This is a genomic window from Paenibacillus sp. FSL H7-0714 (genome assembly GCF_038003765.1).
Lineage (GTDB): Bacteria > Bacillota > Bacilli > Paenibacillales > Paenibacillaceae > Paenibacillus_AQ.
The window spans coordinates 6951089-6967381 of record NZ_JBBOPT010000001.1; the positions used below are offsets into that span (position 1 = coordinate 6951089).

The following is a 16293-nucleotide window of genomic DNA, read 5'->3' on the forward strand; positions in this document are numbered from 1 at the left end:
TTCTAACAACCTCCAGAACGGTCAGTCTCATTTATGCTGAAGATAGATACAGCGTTGAACCTCATAGAGGAAAAATTTACGCCAAAAGCACGGTGGGCGAATCCACCACCTTTTACGTTCATCTTTCGTAACTAAAAGTAAAAAAAGACTCAATCCCTGTTATCACTAGGATTTGAGTCTTTTTAATATGCTGATTTCATTGACTATACTTCGCCCCAATAGACCTCGGTCTCATATTCAAAAAACACTTTATCATCCTGTTTATTTCGTTCAAATAGGTTCCTCAGCTCCGTCATCATATTCTCGTAACGTGGATCTCCGGGGGCCGGAATGTAGGAAGATGATCTCGCCCGTCCGCTTAATCCCTCGAAATCAAACACCTGCTGATTGCTAAAGTGCGCTACTTGCATCTGCCCTGCCTTAAAAAAGGAGCTGAGGATTTCAGGGGTAATATTCTTATGATTAACTTGAGTGTAGTCGGTGCCGAAGGTTTGCACGAGCTGCTCATATTCCTCCAGAAATGGGGTACCGTAAGTACGCCGAGAATTCCATATCAGAACTGCCTTTCCACCCGGTTTAAGAATCCGCTTGAATTCCAATTGCGCTGCATCCCTATCAAACCAGTGAAACGCCTGGGCACACACGATAAAGTCTACAGACTGGTCTGGCAATTCTGTCTTCTCGGCAGACCCAGGCAATGCGCGGAAATGGTTATCCTTTGCGAACTTCTCCTCCGCAGCTGTACGCATTTCCGGATTTGGTTCAACGGCAGTCACGCGACACCCGCGCTCCAGAAGCAGTGCTGAGAATATTCCTGTTCCTGCGCCAATATCCGCAATATCACAATTCGATTTTAGCCCAATCGTATTGTATAAATAATCAATGGCTTCTTTAGGATAACTCGGGCGATATTTCACATACGAATCTACCCGATTTGAGAACCGTTCTTTGTTATTCATCCAAATACTCTCCCTTAGCTTTTAGGTTCGTACTCACTTAATTTGCCTTGATAGATCAGCTTCAGCCGATCGCTTTGCCGAAAATCATCCGGCGTTACGAGCGCAGGCAGCTTGTTCCATAGCTTAATGCCGGACCTCTCCAGAATTTCCGCTACAAATTGTGAGCAGAAATAAGAGTTGCTGAATTCAACAGGTTCCTTCAGAGCGATACCAATCACGCCGAGAATATTATAGAGATACTTTTGCCGGCTTCGGATAAAAACTTTGAGTACCCGCTCCATTTTCTCCACTTCACGGGCTGTAACTTGAAGTTCATATAGAACACACGTCGTATTTGGATATTTGCTGAATGTGCCTGTCTTAATATCTTCCTTCACGAATCCTCCGTTTAGAGGGTTGCTCGGGTGCTTTCTGCCAAAGCTATATAACTCGGAAAGCTCCCGATTAAAGGAGATCGAGGCATGATTATAAGGAGCTCTCGTGTAGCCTTGAATAAGCTTCGTAAAGAGCGTTCCGGTATTCGTAAGCAAGATAAAGACCGATAGATCATCTGCCATTTACAATTTTCCCCTTATCAAGATTGAACGTTTCCTTCATAATAACATATGAACCCATTAATGGAATCTACTCTACGACAAGTTGGTGATTAGCTATCGACCGCTCTCTATTAACAGTAATCCTGATTTTTGCGGCCTTATCGGCCATTCACTTGATGTATGTAGTTATAGGCAAATTACAGCCCAGTAAAGACTATACAGGGATCGGCTTCCGCATCAAAACCTGGTGGGGAATGCTTTTTATCTTTTGTTTGGCTACTCTCTTTAATCCAGTCGTCTCACTATTGGCACTCATGGTGCTGACCTTCTTCGCACTTAAAGAATATTTCTCCATGATAAAGTCACGAAAATCCGACCGCAGATTATTTCTGTGGGCGTACTTATCCATTCCTCTACAGTTCTACTGGATTTATATCGAGTGGTACGGGATGTTTATTGTGTTTATTCCGGTCTATGTATTCTTACTCCTACCGCTCCCTAGATTGATCAATAAAGGAACAGTCGGTTTTCTACGCAGCGTTAGTTCAACGCAATGGGGACTTATGCTAATGGTTTTCGGACTTAGTCACTTAGCCTATTTTCAATTTGCTACACCGGAGTATGGGGCGGGGCTTGTATTATTCCTAGTAGTGCTGACACAGCTGAATGACGTGATCCACTATCTGGCATCCCTCTATCTGGGAAAGCGCAAAGTGGTTCCAACCGCCAACCCGTTTTTGACCTGGGAAGGTTTTGCCTGTGCATTTGTCGTAACAACCGGAGTTTCCTATTTGATCTATCCCTACCTGACGCCGCTCACCCCGATCTTCGGTTTCTTGTCTGGCATGCTAATCAGTTTGAGCGGCTTCTTGGGTAGCTTAACGGTTTCCGTGCTGAAGCGAGATTTGCTCATCGGTGATGGCGATAAATTCGTAGCTTTAAAAGAAAGCTATTTAAGCCGTGTGGATAGCTTGACCTACACCTCGCCGGTCTTTTTCCATGTCATCCGTTATTTCTTCGATTTCATGTAAATTAGTTTTCTACAACCATTTTGGTCGCTTGGCCGATAGGTTCTCCACTACCTTGCTCCTTAGAATTAATCGTATCTTAACGTGAGGTTCAGGAAAAATGTTGCAATAGATAGCCGTTCAGGCGTTCCATAAATGATCTTGGAGCGTCTTTGTCATGTCCTCTTGATGGCTGGCAAACTGCTTAAATCTATGTCCGTTCGCCCCAGATGGATGAGGAAATCCCCATAAACAGCGCCGATGATCGAGCTTACCCTCAGAAACCAAAAGCTGGAGCATTCCCTCCACAGTTTTTCCTAGAGGAATAATTAAAGCTTGGCTCAGGATGCCCAGCTCCAGCTCTAATGACAATAAAGCACATTCTCTAAGGAACGGATCTGAAAGTAGCTTAGGGTGTGCTCCGCTATAATTTTTCTTCCCTACGAACACGGGAAAACGTAATAAAGAGGTGGTATGCAGGTTAGTTTGCTGCTCCTGAAACAATTCGTCACAAGAGGTAAGGTTCAAATATTGCTGAAGTTGAAGCGTATCCAGCATATGAATTAAGGTATCCCGCATGGAGCCTGCGAATCTCGCCGCTTCTTTTGCTTTTCTGCATACCTCATCATCTGAAAGTCCGGCTTCCAAGCCTATGACTGCTTCTTGTATGGCTATTCTCATTTGTGTAAAACCGGGTGTTAGTCCGATAATAATCACCTTTGCAGATGGATTAATGTATTCATTGTGCGGTGCATAGTACATTTCAAGCTTCCCGCTTCGCTTCATTAGAAGCTCATCCACCTGCAGATCGTCTTTCGATAGCGCGGCCCCCTTCGGAAGAGAGAGCAGCGCTGTTTTATACTGTTGTAAATGGTTAGAGATGAGCATGTCATCCACCTCTCATATCCCTATATTGATCCACTCACGAGACGCCCTTCGAACCATACGGCTTGACGCTCCGCTCTTCGTGCTACAGCTTCAGCCGAACAACTGGCATGCAGCAGCACAAAGCTTGCAGTGTCTCCTACCTTTGGCCACACCTGTTCACCTTTTAGACTAAGTGGCGTTATCCCTCCTGTTATGAATCCTAGGGATTGCGATAATGACCGTTCATCACTACACCCATATAACTCTGCGTAACGTCCTACCTTCTCCAATTGATCCCCATTTCCAAAAGGTGACCAGTGATCCGTAAGGCTATCTGTTGCCAGTTTCACTTGTACACCTTGGCTGTGCAGCATTGGTAGTGGCATCATCATTCTGCCAATAGGTACTGTGGATGCAATCCCCATACCAAGTGATGCCATCCGTGCAGCCATTTCTTCTGCTTCCTGCTGCGATGCACCTGCGAACCAGAATGCGTGGCTAACGGTCACTTTGCCCTGCAAGCCAGCTTCTTCTGTGAGATCAGCCAAACGCGACAACGTCTGCTTTCCTGCTTCTTTTCCATCATGTAAGTGAAGATCAATGCCAGCATTACTCATTACCGCTAGCTCGACCATGGTCTGGAGTGACTTCTCGATATCTCCATCCACTGAGTATGGATCGACACCACCTACATAGGTTGCTCCCTCTGCCAGGGATTGCTTTACTAATTCAACAGAATTAGAGCGAAGCAGACCATGCTGCGGAAAGGCTACAATTTCAGATGAAATTGTGCCGGAGAAGGTATCCAATGCTTGCAGGGTTGCCTGTAAACGCTTCAGACCGCTGACAGGCTCAATATTACAATGACTACGCACATATGTGGCACCGAAACGCTGTATAAGCGTCAAGATGCTCTCCGCTTGTTGTCTCGCCATAGGCAGCAGCTTAGGCAATAATACCTTCTCTTCCTCAATGCGTTCAAAGACACCGGCAGCAGGCTTTACCGCTTTCCATGGTCCAGCGAAATATGTTTTATCTAAATGGATATGTGCCTCCTCAAAGGAAGGAAGCATCAATAACCCCTTGCAGTCATATTTAGGTAGATGACTCCGAAGCTCTACGTCCGCTCCAACCACTTCTGAAATGTTATCCCCGTCAATTCGGATATGACAAACCTTCGTATCTGTACCAACCACTTGTCCATCCTCAATAACATAACCCTGCTCTAATCTTATATTGGTTAACCAGTAAGAAGCATTCAACATGCTACCCCATCCTTTTCTCAACGATTTAATATAGGTGCGAACCACTTTATCCTAAATGGTACCATAGCCCTTCCTATATAAAAAATGTTTGAAAGGTTTTTAGCATAAGACTATATCGTAAATATCCCAACTTCTAACTTTAAAAATACAGATAACTCGCTGAGTTCTCTAAGTTTGGTCGTCATCTCATCGATAGTCGCAAGTTGCTCCTCCGTGGAAGCCGCTACTTCCTGTGAGGACGATGCCGACTGATCAATGAGTTGCGAAGATTGCACTAGAGCCTTCAATGATTGATGTGACATTGTAGACAACTCACCAAATATGCCTTGAATTCGCAGCGTGCTTTGGGTTGTTAGATCAACCTTCTGAACGATTTCCTCCAGAGATTGTTGCCCTTGTAATACTAAATCATTCTGTTGATTGACCACTTGTTGACTCGATTCCATCGTTTTAACCGCTGCATTCGTATCCGCTTGAATTGCGCCAACAAGCTCGGCAATCTGCTCGGCTGCTCTTTCGGAACCTTCAGCAAGCTTACGGATCTCTCCTGCAACTACTGCAAAACCTTTCCCTTGCTCTCCAGCGCGGGCCGCTTCAATGGCTGCATTTAGCGCGAGTAGATTCGTCTGACTAGCCAATTCGGAAATCACGTTAATGATCTCACCGATTTGGCTGGATCGGCTGTTCAGCTGTGCAATGGTTTCTGTTGAGCGCTCAATGGAACTAACCATAGTTTCCAAGTGATCTACAGATGCCCGGTTTGCACGCTGGCCAGTTTGCACCGCTTTTATTAAATGATTGGAATCGCTAACTGTCTTTACCGTTTCCTGCATAATTTCCTCAGAGATTTCCCCTGTCCGTTCCATCATCGTGAGTACTTGCCGCACATGTTCTGCTTGCTCCGTCGACCTCACAGCCATATCCGTAATAATCGTGGTAATTTGCTTGGATGTCTCATTTGTCTGCTCTGCTGAAACTTGAAGTATTTCTGCATTTTCATTCAGATGATTGGCCTGTGAAGTAACATTCCCGACGATGGCCCGAATGTTATCCAGAAACTGATTCATGGAATACGCCAACATCCCAATCTCATCATTACGCTTCATGTCCAGCTTCTTAGTCAGATCGCCTCCGTGTTCAACAAGTTCCATTACATGCTCATTGATTCTTCGCAGCGGTCGTACAATAAGTCGGGTTAAGATAATGAAGAGTAAGACAATAAAAATAATCAAAGCGATAACAAAACCGCCAATAATTAAATATTGGTTGTTCATCATTGGCTCCAAGATCTGTTCTACAGGCGTCACCAGCACTAGCTTGTAATCTGTATCGCCGATCCTTGTAAAAGCATAAACATTCTTCGAGTCTTCCGTACCACTAGTTCCCGTAGATTGTGCTATGACCTGACCAACCTTCTGCAACTGTATGTCCGGTTCATCAAATATAGCTTTACCTATATCTTGCTTAGGGTTCTGGCTTGCTACATATCGACCAGCTTTATCTATGACAAAATAATAACCTGCATCCTCCTCACTCATTTCAGCCAAGCTCTTCTGAAAATCATTCGACAATCGACTATTCAGTTTAGTAGAAGTAAGCTCCACCTTATAGTTAAGCTTTTCTTCAACTTCATGACTGAGAATTTCATTAAACTTAGAAAATGTGTACATACATAGACCTGCAAAAATCAACACCATGTATACTACAGAAACGGTCATAACGATGGTTCGAACGGTTTTCTTCTTCAATGTCTGAATTCCCTTCCAATCTAGTGACATCATGTCATCCATAGCTACAGATTAATCTGACCGTGATGTTTGACGCTGGACCTAGCTTCTCCAATGCGACTAGCTTCCTTGTTCAGTAGCTCATCCACTCGCTGGCTCTTCAGCCCCCTTCTAGAAATCTCCTTTAAGACCTCTTCCAGTCCGGTGATCATGTTCAGCGGTGCTTCTCGATCTGCCCCCGGTGTATCACCATTGTCGTGCAGAACGATGATAGAACCGGGTTTTATCTTTTTCAATAAGTCATGCTTTATTTGGGCTGCGCTAACAGACGCCTTCCAGTCTCCCACCATTACAGACCACAACACTACCCGATAAGAACGTCTAAGAAAGACAAGATCGCCTAAATTAAGGAGCCCCCATGGTGGTCGATACAAGATAGGCCGCTCTCCTGTAATCCGCTCGACAATATCAGCTGTTCGATCTACTTGCTTCCGTCTATTCGTCCATGGAGAGTAAATCCAGTTAGGCGTATGTGTATAATTATGAATGCCGATCTGATGTCCTTCACGGTGCATTCGCTGGATTAAATCCGGGAATTGCTCAGCCCTTTTGCCTAATACGAAAAAAGTTGCTTTAACGTCATGTTCATGCAGCAAGTCCAATAATTCAGGGGTATAGCATGGATCTGGTCCGTCATCGAAAGTAAAGGCAACTTCCTTCGCGGCATTTCCTCTGGATACAACACCCCATCCCAATATTCGAGTAATCACAAACGGAACAATCATATAAAGAATAATCGCATCTATAGCTAAAACAAGGAGCGTCCACATTAGGAAACCGCCTCTTTCCTTCGAGGAGCAAACCGCGCTTTCAAAGACTGCTTACTAAGCACGAGCATCTTAGGAGACAACTTCTCCGTGCTGTCCTCAACGCGATGTTTCCCCTCCGGATGCAGCATCCGAAGTAAGAACCGAAGATAGATTCCGAACCATCGCCGCTGCCATTTGGACTTGATAGGATGTTGCTCAAACCCTATTCCATGAATGATCCCGCGGTGAAGTAGCGTAATCCCCGTTAGCGCCTGCACTTTGCTTAGTTCTGGATTGCTATCTAGTTCACGACTAATCTCCTTCATGGCCTCGCGAAGCATACGTGCAGTTCGAATTCCGGCCCGATCAGCGCCCAGGGTACGCGTAAGCTGCACTACCTGACGATTATCCAGATGAAGTTCACCCACCCAATCTCCGGGAAGAATCTGATGTCCATCTTGGCAGACTATACTTTCACCGTGATACTTTAACACGACCAATTTACATATCCCGTATCTCCACACGGACTGGCTACGGAATTTGGTGACAATAGCAAATAGGTTCTCCCACATCATCCAAAGAGATTGCGAGAATAATTTTATAAATGAAACTGAGGCTACCATTAATCTTCCTTCTTTCGTGTAAAAGTTTATCTTCTAGCAAAATCTTTCACTAAACGCCGCGTATACCTGCCGATCATCTTTACTAAACTGTTGCCAAGATAAGCACCTATCCAAAGAGATACCGCGCCTAACAGCATGAACAGAAGTGAGGTGTTGAGTGTTTTATTTTCAATCCCGAATAACGATATAGAAGAGATATCGATGAAATACAAGATAGGTGACAACAAGAGAATAATAGGGGACAAATAAAAAAGAGTTGCACATATGAGACTGAGCATTCCAATTCCAAATTGCAGCATCAACCCTATAATTGCTCTCCAGTTATGCTCATCGGACAACTCCGCCTTAACCTTTTCCCATATGTTTCCTTGTTCTTGAGATCGAGTTGGAAGCGTCCGAACGGAGATATCCGTATAGACTTTCGTTCGAATTCGCTCATGCTGTAAAAAAGTCTCCGTAGAACGCAAAACATAATAAAGGATCGGAATCCCTACTATGGTGAAGGACATCGCGACCCCAAAAGTGATGCCTACCAAATAAAAGCAAAAGTAAAATAGCCCTGTGGCAAAAGTAATTAATAAGAAACAGAAATTCCTCACATGCTTCCGGATCATTTGACTCATATTCTCCTCTTCCTCTCTGCACTAAAAATTTGTTCATCTTTGTAAATCCTATGTTAGAGCTCCTGATGTAAAATCGACCAGTGCCATAATGTCATATGACAGTTATTTCATACAAAAAAGCACCTTTCGCCTACTCCCACAAGGGAAAATAGACAACAAGATGCTCGCTCTATAATTTCATATCATTCGGTTTTAGTTATTCCAAAGTGCCAAAGGCTTTCTCAACAGCCTCTTCGCGATTCCGTACACCCAGCTTAGCATAGATGGTAGAAGCGTAATTTCTCACCGTTCCATCAGACAAATACAATTTAGCTGCAATGGATTTATAACGCATGCCCTTTGACAGGCATTCTAGAATTTCCAGCTCGCGCGGGGTCAGCCCATACTCATTACTCTGCTCAGTCTGCGCTTCAGAAGTTGGATGCATCTCATAATGATCAATTAATACATTCGTAATAGCTGGTGTTATCATCTTCACACCCCGATGTACGAGACGTATCCCTTCGAATAGCTCCTGCGGTTCAGTAGACTTTAACAAGTAGCCATCTGCCCCGTTTTGCAGTGCTTCGACTGCCAAATCCGGTTCTTGAAAAGTAGTCAGGATCAGCACTCGTACCCCTGGCCACTTTTGCTTAATAAGCTTCGTTGCTTCCGCACCGTCCATGTCTGGCATATTTAAGTCCATTAGCACCACATGAGGTTGATCCTGTTCGCAGAAGCTTACTGCTTGCTCACCATTCTCTGCTAAACCTATGATCTCAAAATCGGGTTCCTGCTCTAAAATAATTCGCAGACTATCCCGGATATAAGGTTGATCATCTACCAGTAGTAAGCGAACCGTTTCCTCCTGTATCTCTTCAAGCCTCGGCAAACTACAGGTCACTAAGGTCCCTTCTCCTGGCTTTGAATAAACATACACTTGCCCTTGCAGGTTAGAAGCTCGTTCCTTCATCGCGTTCAGACCAAATCCTGCTGTTAAATCCTCTGCGCCTAATCCATTATCCTGCACATCCAGCCGGATCAACTTCTCTTCGTAATGTAGACTAATGACAATTTCACTGGCTTGACCATGACGTACAGCGTTGGTTATTGACTCTTGGAGACATCTGTATAATGTCATTTGGACCTGCTTGGATACTGTATAGGCCTCTCCGAACGTTTTTAGGCGAACCTTAACCTTCGAGAAGGTCTGAAAATCATCCACTAATTTCTGCAGGGACTGCATAAGCGTCAACGAATCCTGCGAAGAGCCCACATGGTGCAAATATCGACGAACGTCATCTAGGCCATTGCGAGTTAGTTTTAACAAGGCATCTATCTTTTGCGCCCCGTCCGAAGTGTTCACCTCCGTACGTAAAGTCTCTAACCCCATAAGAATGGATGTATAAGAATGCCCCACCGTATCATGCAGATCTTTGGACAACCGATCTCGTTCTTCCAGAAGTGTCATACGCTCGACTTGTGAGATATACTGCTCCAAGACCGCATTCTGATCCTTAATGATTCCGCTCTGCTTGTGATTGACCATTAGTAAATGAAAGGCGAAGCCAAGTGTATACACCAAACCAATGTTCAAGATCATCGATACAGCATCCACTTGCTGCGACAACCTAGACAACAGAATTGGAATCAAAATAACCGTAATCGGTGCTGACCAACGATAAGACTTCTGTGCACTATTGCTGGCAATCATAAAAGCAGTAGGTAAAAAAGTTACATAGGATTCCGGAAATAGCGCAGCCAAATATAAGCATAGACCACCCGAAATAAGGATCTCTGCAATCAGATAATATTTATAATGCAGCTGCAAACAAAACCAAGGTACTGAAAAAGCGATCAGACCCCAAACAAACGCGATCCAGAAAGGAATCGTAAAATCGTCCGAAAGATAACACATGGTGATCAATAAAGAAGTAGAAAAACAAATCCGAATCAGGAGGACGAGCCAATCGTACCAGAACCACTGTTTGACCAGATTAAACAAGACATTTCCCCCTATAAATTCTGCTGACTAGACCCTTATTATAGTGTAACCCCCTGAGGCCTTACTAGTTACAAAAGGTCATGAGATGGGATGACATTTATGCTAGGGGTGTAATTACAGAATAGAAAAAAAGATACCATCCCTTTAGGGGCAGCATCCCTTGATCAATCCTAATCGATTTCTGGAATTAAAACTTAATTCGTGAAAATCCATTGTCTGTCATTACATACCCCACGCCATTGCCTACATAGTTGAAATTAAAATCATCCTTCAGCTTAAAAGTATAATCTACTGCGAGCGTTTTAGGATTTAAAACATATGTGGCGGAACCTGGGAAGCCAAGCTCAATATTACCATCCTGTAATCGGTCCAACGATATAAAAAATTCTGTCACATCTTTAAGAGCTACCGACTTAACCAATCCTTTGACATTATATAGAGACAGCTTGCCATTGGCATAAACCCCATAAACATCACCAAGTGAGGATACGACAGCATCACCTGCGATATCTCTCCCCCACAGTAGATTACCTTTAGAGCTAAATCCGAACAATCGATTTCCTGTTTTTGGTATATTGGCACGGACTAATACTGTTCCATCAGAAAGTACGTGATTGTAAGACACTTCAGTGTACGAATCGGCTGGCATTTGATATGTAAACACTGAATTTAAGGAAGAATCGAGTGCCTGGATGCGTGAGCCTTTCCCACCACCGTAATTCGTTTGAATTAAGACACGATTTCCTTGCGCCAATACCGTTCCTTTATAAGAAATATTTTTTACTTTGGTACCACTTTTATTAATTAAAGTTAGTGACCCGGTATAATTCCCATTGTTATCAAAGTTACCTTGGGATGCAAAGACTAAACTCCCGTTATCAAGTCTATATAAGTATCCCTCTGTCTGAGACAAATTCACTTTCCATTTCCGTTTTCCGTCTGGTCCCACCGCATAGATCTGAGTTGCGTCAGGTGAAAGATTATCTGTAAAGGTTATGTATACCGTTCCATCCGGCGCCACTAAATAATCTTTCGATTCACGAAACATCGCTGTGCCAGGGTCTGCAAAATTAACTGACCACTTTAGCTTCCCTGTCTGTGTATCATAAGATTTCAGCGTATCAACCAACCATACCTTAGTTTGGGTAGCATGCTCTTCCTTAGTGTGGAGATACACTGTATTTAATGATGGAAGTTCCACGGGACCCCCTTCTATGCTTTCTAATGCTCCCACAGCATTCAGCTGACTCCATTGTTGGCTAGGTAATTTCGTTACTGTTCCAGCGGCCTCTACAACATTAAAAGATAGCATACTGGCGGTAATCAGCAAGAGCGCAAGAAGACCTGTAAATATTCCTTTTTTCAAAAAATATCAACCTTTCTTTCCATAAATAGTATGTATCATGTTACTTTACTACCTTTTTTAAGGGACAACAAGATTATATTAATCATCTTTTTAAATGAAAGCCCTCATTGTATGATAGTACATATTATTTAGCCAGATATTACAGATAAAGGAGTTGGGATATAAGATGAGTGAGGAGAACAGCCTACAGCACGTAATCGATTCATTAAACGAATGGGTGATTAAATTACCGCAGGAATTCAAGACTATCTAGAACATATGGAGCACCATATTCAAAGGCAAATTTTATAACGCATTACTCATCACCGGAGGACACAACTATGTTAGCCGCACTACTTCACGGGATCGCCTTAGCCTTTGGATTAATTCTTCCGCTTGGCGCACAAAATGTTTTTGTATTTAACCAAGGTGCCTCACAGCCACAGTTTAAAAAAGCCATCCCAGTTATTATTACGGCCGCTTTATGTGACACCCTTCTTATTTTATTAGCCGTGTTAGGTGTTTCCGTTCTTGTGTTTGCCATCCCTGTTCTGCAGACCGCTTTATTTGCAGTAGGACTTGTATTTCTTTTGTATATGGGATGGTCCATCTGGAGAAGCACACCTACCTCTTCATCCCAAGACACAGCACCTCTATCTTCAAAAAAACAAATTTTGTTTGCGATGTCCGTTTCTTTATTAAATCCACACGCGATCATGGATACGATTGGGGTTATCGGCACCAGCTCCCTTAGTTACACTGGCATAGACAAAGTTACATTCGCCGTTTCGACTATCCTTGGTTCTTGGATTTGGTTCTTTGGGCTTGCTGTAGCAGGAAAGACCGTAGGACAAATAGATTCAAGCGGCAAAATCATGCTGATCATTAATAAGATCTCTGCGATTATCATTTGGGTCGTTGCAGCATATATTGCTTACAAGCTTTTTCAGATGTAATAGAAGAAAGAAAGGCCATCCCTATAGGGATGGCCTTTTGTTAATATCTATACATATTCTTGTCCCTATATTCAGTTCACTATATGAATCATTACCCGTACACCAAATCGTCGTATAATTAAGTCCAATTTACACCATAATGTACTAGAATTTTGACTTCTTGTTCGGAATGCTGTACATTACAAAGTGGACGAACAATAATCAAACCAAAATACTATAATGTTCGCATTTAGAGGTGTATATAATGAAAAAAGTATTCGATTATGAAGATATTCAGTTAATTCCTGCAAAATGTATCGTAAATAGCCGTTCTGAGTGTGATACAACAGTCACCTTAGGTGGTCATACTTTTAAATTACCTGTGGTACCTGCAAATATGCAAACCATCATAGATGAGAAGATCGCCAGCTTCTTAGCCCAAAATGGCTACTTCTACATTATGCATCGTTTTGAACCGGAGAAGCGTACGTCTTTCATCAAGGACATGCACACCCGCGGATTAATCGCATCCATTAGTGTCGGAGTCAAAGAAGAAGAATACGATTTCGTTGAACAATTAGCTAACGAACAGTTGATTCCGGAATTCATTACGATCGATATTGCACATGGTCATTCCGAGGCTGTCATTCGAATGATCAAACATATTAAACAATATCTACCTGCTAGTTTCGTTATTGCTGGAAACGTGGGAACTCCTGAAGGCGTTAGAGAATTAGAGAACGCTGGGGCCGACGCTACTAAAGTGGGAATTGGACCAGGGAAAGTATGTATCACGAAGATTAAGACAGGATTCGGAACAGGTGGCTGGCAATTAGCCGCACTGCGCTTGTGTGCCAAGGCTGCAAGTAAGCCTATTATCGCTGACGGAGGTATTCGGACACACGGTGATATCGCCAAGTCCATTAGATTTGGTGCTTCCATGGTCATGATCGGTTCCCTATTTGCTGGGCATGAAGAATCTCCTGGTGATACCATCGAGATCGATGGAAAGCTGTATAAAGAGTACTTCGGCTCCGCTTCTGAATACCAAAAAGGTGAAAAGAAGAATGTTGAGGGCAAAAAAATAGTTGTCGAGCACAAAGGTGCTTTAGCAGAAACCTTGAGAGAGATGGAGCAAGATCTTCAGTCCTCGATTTCTTATGCTGGAGGCAATAAATTAGAAGCTATTCGTAAAGTAGATTATGTTATCGTTAAGAATTCCATTTTTAATGGTGACAAGGTCTATTAACAAACATAAAAGAGGTGAGTAAGACGACTTAGGTCGTTCTTGCTCACCTTTTTTTAGGTTGTTATGATTTCTGCTATACCACTTTGGGGTAATCATCTAATAGGCTATTAGATTGAACAAGAGAGGATAATCCCTATGCGGCAAGCTATGATTATTATTAACCCCTCATCTGGTAAAGAAGAAGCTGGCGAATATGTCAGATATGCAGAAAGAGTTCTAGCTGATCAAGGCTACTTGGTTACGATTAAGGAGACGGCAAAAGAACTAGATGCAACTCGTTATTGTATCACTGCCTGTGAGGAGTGTTACGATCTAGTCGTCTCCATTGGCGGGGATGGCACGCTTCACGAGACCATTAATGGTCTTATGAATCAGAAACAACACCCAAAGTTAGGTGTAGTCCCTTTAGGAACGGTTAATGATTTTGCCCGCGCGTTACAGATTCCATTGAATCCCGAAATAGCCATTCAAACCCTTGCTTCCTCTAACGTAAAGACAGTAGATATTGGTTGCTTGAATGACCGCTTATTCGGAAATGTTGTTGCTGTAGGTTCAATCGCCGGATCTTTATCCTCCGTTTCAATCGAAGAGAAAACCAAGCTCGGCTCTTTGGCATATTTGAAAGAAGGCCTAAAACAACTTACAAGCACTTCCCCCCACCCTCTTGTCATTCATTATGACGAGAAGACATGGCAAGGCGATTCCCCGCTTTTTCTCGCCGTGTTAACCAACTCCGTTGGCGGATTCGAGAATCTGATACCTGATGCTGCGGTTGACGATGGTCTGCTTCACTGTTTTATTATTCAAGACCTCAGTATACTCAATACCATTACAGCCAGTATTTCTTTACTACTTGGCAGCCTTAAGGATCATAAAGACGTTGTCTATTTCACGGCCCAAAATGTGACTGTGAGCTCTCCAGAAGCCGTAAGAACCAATGTGGATGGTGAAGAAGGTCCGATTTTACCAATTACGCTAAGTGTTCTCCCTCGTCATATCCAAGTCATTGTGCCGGAAGTAGACTAACAAATAAAAAGCAGTCCGGAACTCAAAAAGTTCCAGACTGCCATTCATTTATGGATACCCCGTTCCATATCTCCTTCTAATCAAATAACTAAGAAGTAAATTCTATTCCGATACAATAAACTTTTTACTTAATAACCACATTCCGCCGCTAATCCCTAAGAAATAGATGGGCATCGTCAGTAATGAACCATTATGCAGGGCGCTCATTCCCCATGTCGCCAAACTAACTAATAAGTAATATCCCAAACTGAAGATCGCACCTGCTGTTCCCACAACATCCTGAAAATTGACAAGCGCAAGACTTAGACAATTAGGTAAAGCGATACCGGCCCCCATTAACATGACAAAAAGGGTTATTAGAATGCATACCATCAACATCATATTCGGCAACGAGGCAAGGCTGCTTACGATTGTTAATAGCAAAGCCCCGCTGGTCATCACTAAACAGCCGATGTGAATTATTTTTTCTGCGGCATAGAGACTCAATAATCTCTTGGACATCATTGCTCCCACTATCGATGCCAAAGCCACAACAATGCCTAGAAAACCATATACTCCCGGTGAAATGTTAAAGTGTTCAATAAATATAAAGGGTGCTTCCGCATAGTAGCTAAATAAAACTCCATTGATGCCCCCGATCAGTAACCCAAACACTAGTACACGTGGCAATGAGAGCATTCTTTTAACGATAGGTAGAATAGCCACCTTTTTTCTCGCGGAAACATCAGTCGTTTCTGGCAGCTTCCAAAAAGCATACACAAATAACAACACACTCATCATCACTAATGTAAAGAAAACCGCTCGAAAACCAAAAGCTTGATCCACCCATCCGCCAATAAGCGGCCCTACTGCTGGAGTAAAAGCGATCACCGCCGAGATCTGGGCAAACATGGCATGCCGCTTATTTCCGGATACACTCTCCCGAAGAATGGTTTGCGTAATGATAGAGCCAGTTGCTGCTCCAAATGCTTGAATGAAACGGCTGACCAGAAGTAGAGTAATGGATTCCGAGTAAAAACACATCAAGCTTCCAATACCATATACAATGAGGCCACCCAGCATGGCAGGTCTCCGTCCGATGAAATCAGAGAGCCAACCCCAACACAAAACACCTAAAGCAAATCCGATGAAATATATACTTAATGTTAACTGTACAGAACTATTAGAGACCCCAAGTGCTACCGCAATATCCGGCAACGATGGAGTGTAGATCGTCTCACTAATTTGCGGAAAAGCCACAAGAACAATCATTAGCAGTAAAGATGGTGCTGCATATTTTTTCATATTAAATTCGCCCTCCTACAAGCTTATATCCTCGAACAACAACAAGAATATGAG

General features: G+C 43.2%; 15 protein-coding genes. 4 read left to right on the forward strand and 11 right to left on the reverse strand.

Going from position 1 to position 16293, the window contains the following annotated elements; translation table 11 throughout:
• Positions 1–203: 203 nt before the first annotated feature.
• On the reverse strand, positions 204–959 hold the full coding sequence (locus NST34_RS31270) for a class I SAM-dependent methyltransferase (protein ID WP_076298036.1): 756 nt from the start codon (positions 957–959) through the stop codon (positions 204–206).
• Between the two features lie 14 nt (positions 960–973).
• Positions 974–1516: a hypothetical protein gene (locus NST34_RS31275; RefSeq protein ID WP_341129446.1), complete on the reverse strand. Its 543-nt coding sequence runs from the start codon at positions 1514–1516 to the stop codon at positions 974–976.
• Positions 1517–1611: 95 nt separating this feature from the next.
• Between NST34_RS31275 and NST34_RS31280 the strand changes: the two genes are divergently transcribed.
• On the forward strand, positions 1612–2526 hold the full coding sequence (locus NST34_RS31280) for a phosphatidate cytidylyltransferase (RefSeq protein WP_341129617.1): 915 nt from the start codon (positions 1612–1614) through the stop codon (positions 2524–2526).
• A 117-nt stretch (positions 2527–2643) separates the two neighbouring features.
• On the opposite strand, the gene NST34_RS31285 is transcribed toward NST34_RS31280, so the two are convergent.
• The 8 genes from NST34_RS31285 to NST34_RS31320 all read right to left on the reverse strand — a co-directional run bounded on the left by NST34_RS31285 (position 2644) and on the right by NST34_RS31320 (position 11766).
• Positions 2644–3390 (reverse strand): uracil-DNA glycosylase family protein, encoded by a 747-nt coding sequence (locus tag NST34_RS31285; RefSeq protein WP_341129618.1) that lies wholly within the window; start codon positions 3388–3390, stop codon positions 2644–2646.
• A 20-nt stretch (positions 3391–3410) separates the two neighbouring features.
• Positions 3411–4634: an amidohydrolase gene (locus NST34_RS31290; protein WP_341129619.1), complete on the reverse strand. Its 1224-nt coding sequence runs from the start codon at positions 4632–4634 to the stop codon at positions 3411–3413.
• A 110-nt stretch (positions 4635–4744) separates the two neighbouring features.
• The gene (locus NST34_RS31295; protein WP_341129447.1) at positions 4745–6382 is read right to left on the reverse strand and encodes a methyl-accepting chemotaxis protein; all 1638 of its coding nucleotides are present in this window, start codon (positions 6380–6382) and stop codon (positions 4745–4747) included.
• A 44-nt stretch (positions 6383–6426) separates the two neighbouring features.
• Positions 6427–7191 carry a polysaccharide deacetylase family protein gene (locus tag NST34_RS31300; RefSeq protein ID WP_341129448.1) on the reverse strand — a complete coding sequence of 255 codons (765 nt, stop codon included), beginning with the start codon at positions 7189–7191 and terminating at the stop codon, positions 6427–6429.
• The gene (locus NST34_RS31305; RefSeq protein ID WP_042192898.1) at positions 7191–7793 is read right to left on the reverse strand and encodes a YkoP family protein; all 603 of its coding nucleotides are present in this window, start codon (positions 7791–7793) and stop codon (positions 7191–7193) included. The genes NST34_RS31300 and NST34_RS31305 overlap by 1 nt, the downstream gene beginning before the upstream one ends.
• A gap of 26 nt (positions 7794–7819) precedes the next feature.
• Positions 7820–8416: a sensor domain-containing protein gene (locus tag NST34_RS31310; RefSeq protein WP_076284978.1), complete on the reverse strand. Its 597-nt coding sequence runs from the start codon at positions 8414–8416 to the stop codon at positions 7820–7822.
• A gap of 196 nt (positions 8417–8612) precedes the next feature.
• The gene (locus NST34_RS31315) at positions 8613–10400 is read right to left on the reverse strand and encodes a hybrid sensor histidine kinase/response regulator transcription factor (protein WP_341129449.1); all 1788 of its coding nucleotides are present in this window, start codon (positions 10398–10400) and stop codon (positions 8613–8615) included.
• A 187-nt stretch (positions 10401–10587) separates the two neighbouring features.
• A complete protein-coding gene (locus NST34_RS31320; protein ID WP_341129450.1) occupies positions 10588–11766 on the reverse strand; it encodes a hypothetical protein in 1179 nt (392 codons plus the stop codon).
• Positions 11767–12086: 320 nt separating this feature from the next.
• On the opposite strand from NST34_RS31320, the gene NST34_RS31325 reads away from it, so the two are divergent.
• The 3 genes from NST34_RS31325 (at position 12087) to NST34_RS31335 (ending at position 14955) form a co-directional block, all read left to right on the forward strand.
• The gene (locus NST34_RS31325) at positions 12087–12701 is read left to right on the forward strand and encodes a LysE/ArgO family amino acid transporter (RefSeq protein ID WP_341129451.1); all 615 of its coding nucleotides are present in this window, start codon (positions 12087–12089) and stop codon (positions 12699–12701) included.
• Positions 12702–12945: 244 nt separating this feature from the next.
• On the forward strand, positions 12946–13929 hold the full coding sequence (guaC, locus tag NST34_RS31330; protein ID WP_042192907.1) for a GMP reductase: 984 nt from the start codon (positions 12946–12948) through the stop codon (positions 13927–13929).
• Positions 13930–14064: 135 nt separating this feature from the next.
• Complete coding sequence (locus tag NST34_RS31335; protein ID WP_076120369.1) at positions 14065–14955, forward strand: diacylglycerol/lipid kinase family protein; 891 nt, start codon at positions 14065–14067, stop codon at positions 14953–14955.
• Between the two features lie 102 nt (positions 14956–15057).
• Here NST34_RS31335 and NST34_RS31340 read toward each other — a convergent pair whose 3' ends face one another.
• Entirely contained in the window at positions 15058–16239 is a 1182-nt protein-coding gene (locus NST34_RS31340; RefSeq protein ID WP_341129452.1) for a multidrug effflux MFS transporter, read from the reverse strand.
• Between the last annotated feature and the right edge of the window lie 54 nt (positions 16240–16293).